This is a genomic window from Streptomyces nidicola (assembly GCF_050106155.1).
Classification (GTDB): Bacteria; Actinomycetota; Actinomycetes; order Streptomycetales; family Streptomycetaceae; genus Streptomyces.
Window position 1 is genome coordinate 5,134,960 of sequence record NZ_JBNBPI010000001.1, and the last position, 13,643, is coordinate 5,148,602.

At 71.7% G+C, this 13,643-nt stretch carries 16 protein-coding genes; 13 read left to right on the plus strand and 3 right to left on the minus strand.

Annotation, left to right across the window (positions count from 1 at the left end; translation table 11 throughout):
• The first annotated feature begins 67 nt into the window (after nucleotides 1-67).
• Nucleotides 68-1,276, plus strand: a complete 1,209-nt coding sequence (locus tag ACOKM3_RS23395; protein ID WP_426902994.1) for a sensor histidine kinase — start codon at nucleotides 68-70, stop codon at nucleotides 1,274-1,276.
• An 87-nt stretch (nucleotides 1,277-1,363) separates the two neighbouring features.
• Nucleotides 1,364-2,038: a response regulator gene (locus ACOKM3_RS23400; protein WP_426902995.1), complete on the plus strand. Its 675-nt coding sequence runs from the start codon at nucleotides 1,364-1,366 to the stop codon at nucleotides 2,036-2,038.
• Between the two features lie 25 nt (nucleotides 2,039-2,063).
• Here the strand turns inward: ACOKM3_RS23400 and ACOKM3_RS23405 are convergent, their stop codons facing one another.
• Nucleotides 2,064-3,170, minus strand: coding sequence for a DUF5937 family protein (locus ACOKM3_RS23405; RefSeq protein WP_426902996.1), 1,107 nt, complete (start codon nucleotides 3,168-3,170; stop codon nucleotides 2,064-2,066).
• Between the two features lie 177 nt (nucleotides 3,171-3,347).
• On the opposite strand from ACOKM3_RS23405, the gene ACOKM3_RS23410 reads away from it, so the two are divergent.
• Nucleotides 3,348-3,584 (plus strand): hypothetical protein, encoded by a 237-nt coding sequence (locus ACOKM3_RS23410; protein ID WP_426902997.1) that lies wholly within the window; start codon nucleotides 3,348-3,350, stop codon nucleotides 3,582-3,584.
• A gap of 77 nt (nucleotides 3,585-3,661) precedes the next feature.
• Here ACOKM3_RS23410 and ACOKM3_RS23415 read toward each other — a convergent pair whose 3' ends face one another.
• Entirely contained in the window at nucleotides 3,662-4,822 is a 1,161-nt protein-coding gene (locus ACOKM3_RS23415) for a threonine aldolase family protein (RefSeq protein ID WP_426902998.1), read from the minus strand.
• Between the two features lie 170 nt (nucleotides 4,823-4,992).
• Between ACOKM3_RS23415 and ACOKM3_RS23420 the strand changes: the two genes are divergently transcribed.
• The 10 genes from ACOKM3_RS23420 to ACOKM3_RS23465 all read left to right on the plus strand — a co-directional run bounded on the left by ACOKM3_RS23420 (nucleotide 4,993) and on the right by ACOKM3_RS23465 (nucleotide 13,014).
• Entirely contained in the window at nucleotides 4,993-5,892 is a 900-nt protein-coding gene (locus tag ACOKM3_RS23420) for a Rossmann-like and DUF2520 domain-containing protein (RefSeq protein WP_426902999.1), read from the plus strand.
• A gap of 80 nt (nucleotides 5,893-5,972) precedes the next feature.
• A complete protein-coding gene (gene panC / locus ACOKM3_RS23425) occupies nucleotides 5,973-6,929 on the plus strand; it encodes a pantoate--beta-alanine ligase (RefSeq protein WP_426906878.1) in 957 nt (318 codons plus the stop codon).
• On the plus strand, nucleotides 6,929-8,644 hold the full coding sequence (locus ACOKM3_RS23430) for an L-aspartate oxidase (protein WP_426903000.1): 1,716 nt from the start codon (nucleotides 6,929-6,931) through the stop codon (nucleotides 8,642-8,644). The genes panC and ACOKM3_RS23430 overlap by 1 nt, the downstream gene beginning before the upstream one ends.
• Nucleotides 8,641-9,642: a carboxylating nicotinate-nucleotide diphosphorylase gene (gene nadC, locus ACOKM3_RS23435; protein ID WP_426903001.1), complete on the plus strand. Its 1,002-nt coding sequence runs from the start codon at nucleotides 8,641-8,643 to the stop codon at nucleotides 9,640-9,642. Before ACOKM3_RS23430 ends, nadC begins: the two co-directional genes overlap by 4 nt.
• On the plus strand, nucleotides 9,642-10,439 hold the full coding sequence (locus ACOKM3_RS23440; protein WP_426903002.1) for a type III pantothenate kinase: 798 nt from the start codon (nucleotides 9,642-9,644) through the stop codon (nucleotides 10,437-10,439). Before nadC ends, ACOKM3_RS23440 begins: the two co-directional genes overlap by 1 nt.
• 76 nt (nucleotides 10,440-10,515) lie before the next feature.
• Nucleotides 10,516-11,115 (plus strand): hypothetical protein, encoded by a 600-nt coding sequence (locus ACOKM3_RS23445; protein WP_426903003.1) that lies wholly within the window; start codon nucleotides 10,516-10,518, stop codon nucleotides 11,113-11,115.
• Nucleotides 11,116-11,128: 13 nt separating this feature from the next.
• Nucleotides 11,129-11,317: a hypothetical protein gene (locus tag ACOKM3_RS23450; protein WP_426903004.1), complete on the plus strand. Its 189-nt coding sequence runs from the start codon at nucleotides 11,129-11,131 to the stop codon at nucleotides 11,315-11,317.
• Nucleotides 11,318-11,442: 125 nt separating this feature from the next.
• Nucleotides 11,443-11,859 (plus strand): BlaI/MecI/CopY family transcriptional regulator, encoded by a 417-nt coding sequence (locus ACOKM3_RS23455; protein WP_326020051.1) that lies wholly within the window; start codon nucleotides 11,443-11,445, stop codon nucleotides 11,857-11,859.
• A 9-nt stretch (nucleotides 11,860-11,868) separates the two neighbouring features.
• On the plus strand, nucleotides 11,869-12,429 hold the full coding sequence (locus tag ACOKM3_RS23460; protein WP_266711307.1) for an amino-acid N-acetyltransferase: 561 nt from the start codon (nucleotides 11,869-11,871) through the stop codon (nucleotides 12,427-12,429).
• 249 nt (nucleotides 12,430-12,678) lie between these two features.
• Entirely contained in the window at nucleotides 12,679-13,014 is a 336-nt protein-coding gene (locus ACOKM3_RS23465; protein ID WP_266711306.1) for a histone-like nucleoid-structuring protein Lsr2, read from the plus strand.
• Here the strand turns inward: ACOKM3_RS23465 and ACOKM3_RS23470 are convergent.
• A complete protein-coding gene (locus tag ACOKM3_RS23470) occupies nucleotides 12,993-13,640 on the minus strand; it encodes an SCO3374 family protein (protein WP_426906879.1) in 648 nt (215 codons plus the stop codon). The two genes, ACOKM3_RS23465 and ACOKM3_RS23470, sit on opposite strands and share 22 nt — an antisense overlap.
• Nucleotides 13,641-13,643: the final 3 nt, after the last annotated feature.

Sequence of the window (13,643 nt, forward strand, 5' to 3'; positions counted from 1 at the left end):
CGCGCCGGGTCCGGATCGACCCTCCGGTTGACCCCTGCACGCTGCACGCTTACCTACTCTGGGTTACGTGCAGCGCGTCTACGACTTCCTCCGCAGACACCCGACGTGGGTCGACGGCTTCTGGGCCGTGATTCTCTTCGGCATGTCCGTGACCATGGTGGGCGCCAACGGGACCGGCGGTGCGTCGTACGGGAACGAGACGGCGCTGCTCGTCAGCGCCGGCCTGATGTCCGTGGTGGTCGCGCTGCGCCGCCGGATGCCGGACAAGATGCTGCTGCTCGCGGTGGCCACGGGCCTCGGCCAGCTGGTGTTCGACGGGAAGGTCAATCCGTCGGACTTCGCGATGCTGGTCATCATCTACACCTGCGCGGTGAACGGTCCGCGCTGGGCGTCCCGCCTCGGCCTGATCGGCGGCCTGTTCGCGGCGCCGCTCTCCCAGCTCCGCTGGCCCACCGTCGGCGACATCAGCACCACGGGCCAGATCCTCGTCACCGTCTTCCAGATGGTGCCGTTCGCCCTCGCCTGGGTGCTCGGCGACTCGCTGCGCACCAGACGCGCGTATCTGGCACAGCTGGAGGAGCGCGCCAACCGCCTGGAGAAGGAGCGCGAGGCGCAGTCGAAGGTCGCGGTGGCGGCCGAACGGGCGCGCATCGCACGCGAGTTGCACGACGTCGTCGCGCACAACGTGTCGGTGATGGTGGTGCAGGCCGACGGCGCCGCCTACGTCCTCGACCAGGCGCCAGACCAGGCCAAGAAGGCCCTGGAGACCATCTCGGGCACCGGCAGGCAGGCGCTCGCGGAGATGCGCAGGCTGCTCGGCGTGCTGCGCACCGGCGAGCACGAGGAGGCCGGCGAGTACGTTCCGCAGCCCGACGTCGAGCAGATAGAGGAGCTCGTCGACGAGGTGCGCACGGCGGGCCTCCCGGTCGACTTCAGGGTGGAGGGCACCCCGCGCCCGCTGCCCAGCGGCGTCGAGCTGACCGCGTACCGCATCGTCCAGGAAGCCCTCACCAACACCCGTAAGCACGCCGGTCCGAACGCGGGCGCCAGCGTCCGCCTCGTCTACTTCGACGACGGCCTCGGCCTGCTCGTCGAGGACGACGGCAAGGGCGCCCCGCACGAGCTGTACGAGGACGGGGGCGCGGACGGCCACGGCCACGGCCTCATCGGGATGCGCGAGCGCGTCGGTATGGTCGGCGGCACGCTGGACGCGGGACCACGGCCCGGCGGTGGCTTCCGTATCAGCGTGCTGCTGCCTCTCAAGCCCGCCCATTGACACGTACAAGTCCACCGATGACGCGTACAGATGCCACGTACAAGTCCACCGGCAAGTCCACCGACACGTACAAGTGAGGACCGCCCGATGTCGATCAAGGTCATGCTCGTCGACGACCAGGTGCTGCTGCGCACCGGCTTCCGGATGGTGCTCGCCGCGCAGCCGGACATGGAGGTCGTCGCAGAGGCGGGCGACGGCGTCGAGGCGCTGGAGGTGCTGCGCTCGACCTCCGTGGACGTGGTCCTCATGGACGTCCGCATGCCGAAGCTCGACGGGGTCGAGACGACGCGGCGGATCTGCGCGGAGGCCGACCCGCCCAAGGTCCTCATCCTGACCACCTTCGACCTCGACGAGTACGCGTTCTCGGGGCTCAGAGCGGGGGCCTCCGGCTTCATGCTCAAGGACGTGCCCCCGGGCGAGCTGCTCACCGCGATCCGCGCCGTGCACAGCGGCGACGCGGTGGTCGCCCCGTCCACGACCCGGCGCCTGCTCGACCGGTTCGCCCCGATGCTGCCCAGCGGCCCCGACCAGCCGCAGCACAAGCGGCTCCAGCGGCTCACCGAGCGCGAGCGCGAGGTCATGGTCCTGGTCGCCCAGGGGCACTCGAACGGCGAGATCGCCGCGCGCCTGGTGCTGTCCGAGGCCACGGTGAAGACCCATGTGGGCCGCATCCTGACCAAGCTCGACCTGCGCGACCGCGTCCAGGTCGTCGTCCTCGCCTACGAGACGGGGCTCGTCCGGGCCGGCGGCGCCGGGGCCTGAGCCCCGACCGGCCGGGCCCGGCCGGTCAGCGCAGCACCCCCTCGATGAAGTCCCCGCCGAGGCGCGAGACCACGCTCAGGTCCAACTGGTGCTGCACATAGCGGCCGCGCCGCCGCGTCGTGATCAGGTCGGCCTTCTTCAGCACCGAAAGGTGCCGGGATATCTCCGGCGCTGACATGCCGTGCGCGTCGGCCAGCTCACTCGTCGTGTACGGGCCCCGGGCCAGATGCCGGCACAGCCGCATGCGCGCCGGGTGGGCGAGCGCCGACATGCGCCGCGTCAGCTGCTCCACGGAGGGCGGTGTCGTGAGCCCGGGGGAGGCGATCGGGTACGTGATCATCGGCTGCCAGCCGCTGCGGTGCAGCACCCACAGATGCGGCCACCCCAGGCTGGTCGGCGTCAGGATCAGATTGCCGCTGCCCGTCTCCGTACGTCCCACGGAGATCTTGTCGACGACGATCGTGCGACCCGCCTCGTCGAGCGCGACCGCTGAGGAGGCCGCCGCGAGCGCTTCCCCGAGGCCCTTGCGGCGCAGCACCTCCGTCTTGTGCCGCGCGTCGGCCGCCAGCTGGTGCCGCACCCGCGCCCACACGTCCGAGAAGAACGCCTCGTCGCAGTCCTGCATCAGCTCGCGGAACCAGGACCTGACGGCGGGCGGGTCCTCCAGCAGGCGCTGGGTGAACCGGACTTGGGGCGCCCCGCGCGCGGCGGCGAGTTCGAGCGCGCGCTCGCGGGTGCCGGGGTCGTCGAGCCGGTTCACCGCGCGCTCCGCGTACTGCGACTGGCATGTGAACTCCAGTGCCGCGTCTACGAATTGCTCGTCGGAGAGCTTGTCGAGCAGGTCGAGCTCCTCGGCGAGCGTGGCGCCGGGCAGCGTGCGCTGCCCCGGTACCCCGGCGGACGGGGTGAAGACGTCCGAGAACGTCGTCCGCCACAGGAAGTCCGCCTCGCACATCCGGTCCGCGAGGCACGGGTCCAGGCACGCGGACACGCTCGTCGTCCACCCCTGCAGCCCCGGGTGGTGGGCGGGCTCCGACAGCGCGTGCAGCGCCATGCCCAGCTCGGCCAGGGGTGAGGGCACGACATGGATCCGCTCGGGCGCCAGGCCCGTGATGTCGATGCTCACGCTCATGACCCCATGGTGCACGCCGCCACTGACAGTCGGGCCGTCGATTGACGACTCCCGTCAATCGACGTGACCGGGCGCCGACGCCCGGCGCAATCTCGTACCCATCGGCCCCGAACAGCAGCAAACAGGCTGATTCCGGGGCACAGCGCGACAATCGAGATGAAGGGCGAGGTGTTCGACATGAGCGTCACCCAGCAGTACGCCATCGACCTCTACCGGGCCGCCCAGCGCGGCGAAGCCGCCCCGCCGGCCCCCGGTCTGAACGACGTCGCCGCCCTCCGGGAGCTGCGCGACTACCGCCGGTTCAAGGCGGTCGTGGCGGGACGCCCGGCCCGCGGCCGGATCCGGGCGGCCCTGACCCGCCGGCTGTCGGGACGACGCTTCTCGGGGCGCCGGGGCCACCCCGCCGGCTGCTGAGCCCGCCCTCAACAGGTCGCTGAGCCCGCCCCCAACAGGTCGCTCAGCCAGCCCCTACGAGCTGCTGAGCCCACCCCCTACGAGGGGATCCGCCCCACGAAGTCCGCGACGGCCGCGCGGACGTCGTCCGGGCCCCACTCCAGACCGGCCCCGGCGACCGTGACCTCCGTGGTCGCGAACCCCGGCACCGAACCCTCGTCCGACCAGCGCGCGAACAACGCCGTCCGCGCCTCCTCCGCCTGCGCGATCCCCGCCTCCGTGAGCGCCTCGGCGTCGTAGGGCAGCCAGACCCGGAACTGGTGCGTGTGCGGCACCTCGGGGAACACCCGCGCCCCGGCGACACCGGCCTCGGCGAACCCCTCCCGCAGCGCGTGCGCGACCACGCGCGCGTGCGCCACGTACTCGGGAAGCCGCGGCAGCTCCCGCTCAAGACCCGCCAGCGCCGCGATCGCCTGCGGGAACTGCTGGAAGACCTGGCCCCCGTAGCGGTGCCGCCACGCCCTGGCCTCGCCGACGAACGACTCCGGGCCCGCGAGGACCGCGCCGCTGAGGCCGCCGAGCGACTTGTAGAACGACACGTAGACGCTGTCCGCGAGCTCCGCGATCTCGTCCAGCGGGCGCCCGAAGTGCACCGTGGTCTCCCACAGGCGGGCCCCGTCGAAGTGGATCACGGCGTCACGCGCGCGTGCCGCCTCGCAGACCTCCTCGAGCTCCTCCCAGGTGGGCAGCACGAACCCGGCGTCCCTGAGCGGCAGTTCGAGCATCAGCGTCCCGAACGGCTCGTCCATGTCGTGCACGTCGTCGGCGCCGATCTGCCGCGCCGCGCGCGTGGGGTGCACGGTGCGCAGCCCCGACACCGTGGTCAGCGCCTCGCGCTCGTGGACCTCCGGGTGCGCCAGCGGGTGCAGGGCCACCGTGGAGTTGCCGGTACGCCCCGCCCAGCAGCGCAGCGCGACCTGCTGCGCCATGGTGCCGGTGGGGAAGAACGCGGCCGCCTCCTTGCCGAGCAGCGCGGCGACCCTCGCCTCCAGGTCGGCCACGATGCCGTCCCCGTAGATGTCGACGTCGCCCGACAGATCGGCCTCCGCCGCCGCGGCGGCGAGGCTCTCCCACCGCTCACCCAGCGTGGCCTCCCTCGGCCCGCCGGCCAGCCTGCGCTTGGCTCCCCGCAACGCGGTGATCAGCCGTTCGTTCTGCGTCTTCTCGGGCGTGGCAGTGTTCTCGGCGGTTCCGTCCATCTGTCGATCATGGCGCACCCACGTGCGCTTGCCCACAGCCTGTGGACAGCCAGGGCTCGCGCCCACAGATAGCGTTAACATGACGAGAAATCGTCCGGTACCCCGAGCGGACTGGAACGGAAGGCCATCGCCTCGTGACAACACCCCCTCCGAACCCACGATCCGAGCCCATGGATCCCAAGGACCGCCCCGCCCGCCTCACCGTTGGCGTCGTCGGTGCGGGCCGCGTCGGTCCCGCGCTCGCCGCGTCCCTGCAACTGGCCGGGCACCGCCCCGTCGCCGTCTCCGGAGTCTCCGACGCCTCCGTGCGCCGGGCGGCGACGCTGCTGCCCGACGTGCCCCTGGTGCCGCCCGCCGAGGTCCTCGCGCAGGCCGACCTGGTGCTCCTCACCGTCCCCGACGACGTCCTGCCGGGCCTGGTCGAGGGGTTCGCCGAAACCGGCGCCGTACGGCCCGGGCAGCTGCTCGTGCACACCTCGGGACGGTACGGCGCAAAGGTCCTCGAACCGGCGCTGCGCGCGGGCGGACTGCCGCTCGCGCTGCACCCCGCGATGACGTTCACCGGCACCGCCGTCGACGTCCAGCGGCTGGCGGGCTGCTCGTTCGGCGTCACCGCGCCCGAGGAACTGCGGCTGGCCGCGGAGGCCCTGGTCATCGAGATGGGCGGCGAGCCCGAGTGGATCGCGGAGGAGAACCGCGCGCTCTACCACGCGGCCCTCGCGCTCGGCGCGAACCACCTGGTCACCCTGATCGCGGAGTCCATGGAACTGCTCCGGGAGGCGGGCGTGGGCGCTCCCGACCGGATGCTGGGCCCGCTGCTCGGCGCGGCGCTCGACAACGCGCTCAGGTCCGGCGACGCGGCCCTCACGGGCCCGGTGGCGCGCGGCGACGCGGGCACCGTCGCCGCCCACATCACGGAGCTGCGCAAGCACGCCCCGGAGACCGTCGCCGGCTATCTCGCGATGGCCCGCGCGACCGCCGACCGCGCGCTCGCGCACGGACTGCTGAAGCCGGAGCTCGCCGAGGACCTGCTGGGCGTCCTCGCGACCGGTGCGGAGGAGACCCGATGAGCCCCACGAGCCCCACGGACTCCATCAAGGCGAGCCCTACGAAGACGTCGCATGCGCGGCTCGTCCACAAGGGCGCGGACATGCGGGCACGCACGCGTACCGGCCGCCGCGTCGTCGTCATGACGATGGGCGCCCTGCACGAGGGCCACGCCACCTTGATCCGCGCGGCCAGGGCCCGTGCGGGGGCGGACGGCGAAGTGGTCGTCACGGTCTTCGTGAACCCGCTGCAGTTCGGCGCCGGCGAGGACCTCGACCGCTATCCGCGCACCCTGGACGCGGATGTGAAGATCGCCGAACAGGCGGGTGCCGACGTCGTGTTCGCGCCGTCCGTCGACGAGGTCTACCCGGGCGGACAGCCCGAGGTCCGCATCACGGCGGGCCCCATGGGGGAGCGCCTGGAAGGCGCCTCGCGCCCCGGCCACTTCGACGGCATGCTCACCGTGGTCGCCAAGCTGCTGCACCTCACGCGCGCGGACGTGGCGCTCTTCGGCCAGAAGGACGCGCAGCAACTCGCCCTGGTGCGCCGCATGGTGCGCGATCTGAACTTCGACGTGGAGATCGTCGCCGTGCCCACGGTCCGCGAGGACGACGGGCTCGCGCTCTCCTCCCGCAACCGCTATCTGTCCCCGGCCGAGCGCCGCACCGCGCTGGCCCTCTCCGACGCCCTGTTCACGGGCCGCGACCGGCATGCGGCGCAGGAGGCCCTTCGCGCGCGTGCCGCCGAGAGCCCGACCCCGCGCGCGCGGGCCAAGGCGCTCGGGAAGATCGGCGAGGCCCGTGCCGCCGCCGACGCGCACGCGGTCGCCACGGCGTCCCCGGGCCGCCCCTCGGCCGTCCTCGCGGCGGCCCGCCTGATCCTCGACGAGGCCAAGCGGCTCCAGCCGCCGGTCGAGCTCGACTACGTGGCCCTCGTCGACCCGCGCGACTTCACCGACGTGACCGACGGCTTCGAGGGCGAGGCCGTCCTCGCGGTCGCCGCGCGGGTGGGCGCCACCCGCCTCATCGACAACCTGCCGCTGACCTTCGGAGGCCACTAGTGAGCAGCACCGGCATACGGTTGCACGCCCCCACACCCGGCTGGAACCTCGAAGCGGACGTCGTGGTCGTCGGCTCCGGAGTCGCGGGCCTGACCGCGGCGCTGCGCTGCCAGGCCGCGGGCCTGCGCACGGTCGTCGTCACCAAGGCCAGCCTGGACGAAGGCTCCACGCGCTGGGCGCAGGGCGGCGTCGCGGCGGCGCTCGGCGAGGGCGACACCCCCGAGCAGCACCTGGACGACACCCTGGTCGCCGGCGTCGGACTCTGCGACGAGCAGGCGGTACGCACCCTCGTCACCGAGGGCCCCGACGCCGTCCGCCGCCTCATCGAGACCGGCGCGCACTTCGACGAGTCCACCGAGGGCGACCTCCAGCTGACCCGCGAGGGCGGCCACCACCGGCGCCGCATCGTGCACGCGGGCGGCGACGCGACCGGAGCGGAGATCTCCCGCGCGCTCGTCGAAGCGGTACGCGCGCGCGGCCTGGAAACCGTCGAGAACGCCCTGGTGCTCGACCTGTTGACGGACACCGAGGGCCGCACGGCAGGCGTCTCCCTGCACGTCATGGGCGAGGGCCAGCACGACGGCGTCGGCGCGGTCCTGGCCCCCGCCGTCGTCCTCGCGACCGGCGGCATGGGCCAGGTCTTCTCGGCGACCACGAACCCGCACGTGTCCACGGGCGACGGCGTGGCCCTCGCCCTGCGCGCGGGCGCCGAGGTCAGCGACCTGGAATTCGTCCAGTTCCACCCGACCGTGCTGTTCCTGGGCGCGGACGCCGAGGGCCAGCAGCCGCTCGTCTCCGAAGCCGTACGCGGCGAGGGCGCGCACCTGGTGGACGCGGACGGCGTGCGCTTCATGGTGGGCCAGCACGAACTCGCCGAGCTGGCGCCCCGCGACATCGTCGCCAAGGGCATCACGCGGCGCATGCTGGAGCAGGGCGCCGATCACATGTACCTGGACGGGCGGCACTTCGGCGCCGACATGTGGGAGAACCGGTTCCCCACGATCCTCGCGGCCTGCCGCGCCCACGGCATCGACCCGGTCACCGAGCCCATCCCGGTCGCCCCCGCCGCGCACTACGCCTCCGGAGGCGTCCGCACCGACCTGTCCGGGCGCACCACGGTTCCAGGCCTGTACGCGTGCGGTGAGGCCGCCTGCACGGGCGTCCACGGGGCGAACCGGCTGGCCTCCAACTCCCTTCTGGAAGGCCTCGTCTACGCGGAGCGCATCGCGGACGACATCGAGCGGCAGCACGCGGAGAACGGCCTCCACGCGCGCGTACCCGCGCCCGTCGAGCACCCGCAGACCCCGGAGCACCCCCTCCTGCCCCCGGAGGCCCGCTTCGCCATCCAGCGCGTGATGACGGAGGGAGCGGGCGTCCTGCGCTCCGCCGACTCCCTCGCCGGGGCCGCGGCCCAGCTCGGCCGCATCCACGCCGAAGCGGTCAACTCCCTCACGGAGAACGGCAAGACGTCCGAGCCGGGGGTCGACACCTGGGAGGCCACCAACCTCCTGTGCGTGGCCCGCGTCCTGGTCGCCGCCGCGCGCCGCCGCGAGGAGACCCGCGGCTGCCACTGGCGCGAGGACCACCCGGACCGCGACGATGCCACGTGGCGTCGCCACATCGTCGTACGCCTGAATCCGGACAGGACTCTGGCCACGTACACCACACCCACAGCAGACTTTCCGGAAACGGCAGAAAACCCTCAGGAGCAGTGACCGACGTGAGCGCCACCCCCGACCTCCCCCTCGCCGAAAGCGGCGGCTGCGGCGACAACTGCGGCTGTGCGCAGGGCAATGACGAGAACGCCGCCGACGTCATGGAGTGCGGCCTCGACCCGTCGCTCGCCCAGCTGCTGGTCGACGCGGGCCTGCACCCGGTCGAGATCGAGGACATCGCCCACATGGCGATCACCGAGGACCTGGACGGCGGCGTGGACGTCACGACCGTCGCGACGATCCCCGAAGCGGCCGTCGCCACCGCCGACTTCACGGCCCGCGAGGCGGGCGTCGTGGCGGGCCTGCGCGTCGCCGAAGCGGTCATCTCCGTAGTGGCCGCGGACGAGTTCGAGGTCGAGCGGCACGCGGAGGACGGCGACCGGGTCGAGGCCGGCCAGAAGCTGCTCTCCGTCACCACCCGCACCCGCGACCTGCTCACCGCCGAGCGCACCGCGCTCAACATCATGTGCCGCCTCTCCGGTATCGCGACCGCCACGCGCGCGTGGGCGGACGTTCTGGATGGCACCAAGGCGAAGGTCCGCGACACCCGCAAGACGACCCCGGGCCTGCGCTCCCTGGAGAAGTACGCGGTCCGCATGGGCGGCGGCGTCAACCACCGCATGTCCCTCTCGGACGCGGCCCTGGTCAAGGACAACCACGTGGTCGCGGCCGGCGGCGTGGCCCAGGCCTTCCAGGCCGTGCGCGAGCGCTTCCCCGGTCTGCCGATCGAGGTCGAGGTCGACACCCTGCACCAGCTGCGCGAGGTGCTCGACGCGGGCGCCGACCTGATCCTCCTGGACAACTTCACGCCGGGCGAGACGGAGGAGGCCGTGGCGATCACGGACGGCCGCGCGCTCCTGGAGTCTTCGGGCCGCCTCACGCTGGAAAACGCCGCTACGTATGCGAAGACGGGCGTCGACTACCTCGCCGTGGGCGCGCTCACCCACTCCTCGCCGATCCTCGACATCGGCCTCGACCTGCGCGAGGCGGACGCCTGATGCTGCTCACCATCGACGTGGGCAACACCCACACCGTCCTCGGCCTGTTCGACGGCGAGGAGATCATCGAGCACTGGCGCATCTCCACGGACGCGCGCAAGACGGCCGACGAACTGGCCGTCCTGCTCAAGGGTCTGATGGGCATGCACCCGCTGCTCGGCGACGCGCTGGGCGACGGCATCGACGGCATCGCGATCTGCTCGACCGTCCCCTCGGTCCTGCACGAGCTGCGCGAGGTCACCCGCCGCTACTACGGCGACGTACCCGCCGTGCTGGTCGAACCCGGCATCAAGACCGGCGTGCCGATCCTCATGGACAACCCCAAGGAGGTCGGCGCCGACCGGATCATCAACGCGGTCGCGGCCGTCGAGATGTTCGGCGGCCCCGCGATCGTCGTGGACTTCGGCACGGCCACGACCTTCGACGCGGTGTCCGCGCGCGGCGAGTACGCGGGCGGCGTGATCGCGCCAGGCATCGAGATCTCCGTCGAGGCGCTCGGCATGCGCGGCGCCCAGCTGCGCAAGATCGAGCTGGCCAGGCCGCGCAGCGTCATCGGCAAGAACACGGTCGAGGCGATGCAGGCGGGCATCGTCTACGGGTTCGCGGGCCAGGTCGACGGGGTCGTGAACCGGATGGCGAAGGAGCTCGCGGACGACCCGGACGACGTGACCGTCATCGCGACGGGCGGGCTCGCGCCGATGGTCCTCGGCGAGGCCACCGTGATCGACGAGCACGAGCCGTGGCTGACGCTGATCGGGCTGCGCCTGGTGTACGAGCGGAACGTCTCGCGGCTCTGATGGGCAGCGCGGCGAGGGCGCGCCCGGAAATTGCCGGTTAAGCCGATTTGTCCGTAATAGGCCGTACCGTCATTTCATGCCCACGCCCTACGGAAACCGCGGCGGCATGGCGTTCGGCGCAGAAGAGCTGCGTGTGCTCCGACGTGCCCTCGCCCTCGCCCTTCATCCCAGCCCTGCCTCGGACGAGGACGTCCGGGCCTGTCTGCGACTCGCGGAGTCGGTCGACGAAGCGAGCCGGGAAGGCATCCGCATGCGGGCCTTCCTCCGCTCCGACCTCGACCGCTACCGGGCCGCCCTGCCCGGCTCCGCTCCCGGCTATCTGAGCCTCCTCAAGGAGGCTCTGGCGGCGGGCCACAAGCCCGGCGCCGAGGACCTCGCGGCGCTGCGCGCGCTGCCCGCGAACCCGGCCGCCGTGGTCCTCCTCGCCCGCTGCCACGACCTGGCGGAACAGGGCGTACGCGACAAGTTCGACGCGCTGTACCGGACCCGCGTCCCGGCCTCCCGCACCCACCTGCTCGCCCTCCCCGGCGGCCTGTCGGCGGCGGACGGCGGCAAGCCCGCCAAGCCGGCCCCCGGGACCCCGCAGCGCCCGGTCCCCACCCCCGCCGAGGTCTTCCCCCCGAAACGCCGCCCCGCCCAACCCCCGGCCCCCACGCAAAGACTGGCCGTGGGGTAGCTACTCTGGGGGCATGGACTACGTCTCCGCGCTCGTGCCCCCGGTCGTGATGGCCGCGTTCTTCATCGGTCTGATCGTGACCATCGTGAAGTCGCAGGGCGGCGACAAGAAGGCCAAGGAGGACGCGGCCGTCGACGCCGCCATCGCGCGCGCCGAGTCCGCCCGGCAGAGTGGCGGCGCGCAGCCGGGCGCGAGCGCCTGAGCGCACCGCGACCGGCACGGAAACCGCAGTGAGGGGCGCCCATTGGGCGCCCCTTTTGTCATTGGTTGGCGGTCGTCGCCACGTCCCACGTTGAATTACCGACTTCTCCCACTATTGTGCTTCTCGTGCCGCGCCCCTTGGGAGAACTCGAAGACGCAGTGATGACGCGGGTGTGGAAGTGGAACCGCCCGGTCACCGTGAGGGAAGTCCTGGAGGACCTCCAACAGGAACGGTCCATCGCCTACACGACCGTCATGACCGTATTGGACAATCTCCATCAGAAGGGCTGGGTGCGCCGCGAAGCGGAAGGCCGGGCCTATCGATATGAGGCGGTCTCCACACGGGCCGCGTACTCGGCCGCGCTGATGAACGAGGCCTGGGCGCAGAGCGACAACCCGGCGGCCGCCCTCGTCGCGTTCTTCGGGATGATGTCGCCGGGGCAGCGCGAGGCACTCAGGGATGCCATGCGGATCGTCTCGCCCGAACTGCCGGCTGAAGTCCCCTCGGCCCCCGAGGAAGCGGGCGACGGAGCCGGGCGATAGCGTCCGGACATGCCAGCAGAGCTCCCCGAAGTCGCGTCACCCGTCGAATCGACCCGTAAAGCAGTCACCGTACGCAGGGCGAGGACGGCCGATGTGCCGGAGGTGCGCCGCCTGCTCGACGCGTACAGCCGACAGGGGATCCTGCTCGACAAAGCCACTGTGACGCTTTACGAGGACATCCAGGAGTTCTGGGTCGCGGAACGCGACGACAACGCGGCCGTGGTCGGCTGCGGCGCACTGCACGTCATGTGGGAAGACCTCGCGGAAGTCCGCACGCTCGCGGTGGATCCGCAGGTCAAGGGGTCCGGTGTCGGACATCTTCTGCTCGAGAAGCTTCTGCAGACCGCGCGCTGGATCGGTGTTCGGCGAGTTTTCTGCCTCACCTTCGAAGTCGAGTTCTTCGCCAAGCACGCCTTCGTGGAGATCGGTGAGACACCTGTCGATACGGTCGACACCGATGTCTACAGTGAGCTGCTGCGTTCCTATGACGAGGGTGTAGCGGAGTTCCTCGGTCTCGAACGAGTGAAACCGAACACCTTGGGCAACAGCCGGATGCTTCTGCATCTGTGATCGCCGCCGGGCGTTATTCCGGCATGCGTGCTTGCAACGGTTCCCTATGTCCGAATCGCGCATGTTTTTGGTCCGGGCGGGCAGTGTTCAACTCCTGGATCTCTCCTCGATCTCAGCCAGGGGTTTGTGTTTTTCGGGCAAAAGCGGTTTGCTTTCCGACGTACTGCAGTACTGCATATAACAAGAGGACGGCGAATCAGCGGCCGTGGTCGCGGGGCCGCCCTTCAGATTTCGATGAAAGGAAATCCGGTGGCACAGAAGGTTCAGGTCCTTCTTGTCGATGACCTCGACGGTGGCGAGGCGGACGAGACCGTGACGTTCGCGCTCGACGGTAAGTCGTACGAGATCGACCTCACCACCGCCAATGCGGACAAGCTCCGTGGCCTCCTCGAGCCGTACCTCAAGGGTGGTCGTCGCACCGGTGGCCGTTCGAGCGGCCGGGGCAAGGCGCGCGCCACGTCCGGCGGCGGCAACCAGGACACCGCGCAGATCCGCGCGTGGGCGAAGGAGAACGGCTACGAGGTCAACGACCGCGGCCGGGTTCCCCAGTCGATCCGTGAGGCCTACGAGAAGGCCAACGGCTGACGGGACGGCCGCATTGGTCGCTTTGTTGACGTGGTCGCCGGCGCAGCCGCGCCGCGACGCAGCCGGGCCCGGTGGCAGTGTGTCGCCGCCGTGTCCACGAGGCGTACGAGATCGGGGGCGCCCCCACCGCCCCCCACGACCGACCAGGTCGAGACGGCCGTCAGGCTCGTCAGGGCCGGTAGCACCGGTTCCACCTCGCAGCCGGGCTCGGGGGGCCGCACCCAGACAGCGGCCTCCTGCGAGCCGGACCACCCCGGAGGCGTCGGCGCGTCCATGAGACCGCCCGCCCCGACGGCCACGAGGTCCAGGGGCAGCGCCCCCCACTCCAGCCAGTCGAGCAGCCCCGGCAACTCGTCCGCGCTTCCCGCGGCGACCAGCAGCCGCATCGTTTCCCCGCGCACGGCCACCGGTGACCGGGGATCGAGTCTGCGCAGCATCGCGAAGCCGGCGTCGGCCGGCACCTCCAGGACGTCGAAACGCAGCCCGGTGTGGAGCAGTGCGCCGTCGGGGCCGGGCGCGGTCGCCCAGCCGAGCTGGTCCTCGTACCACCGCCGAACCGGATCGCGTCCGGTGTCGGTCAGCGGGTGCCGGGGAGCGGGAACGGTCGTGCCGGAGGTGGTGACCATGCC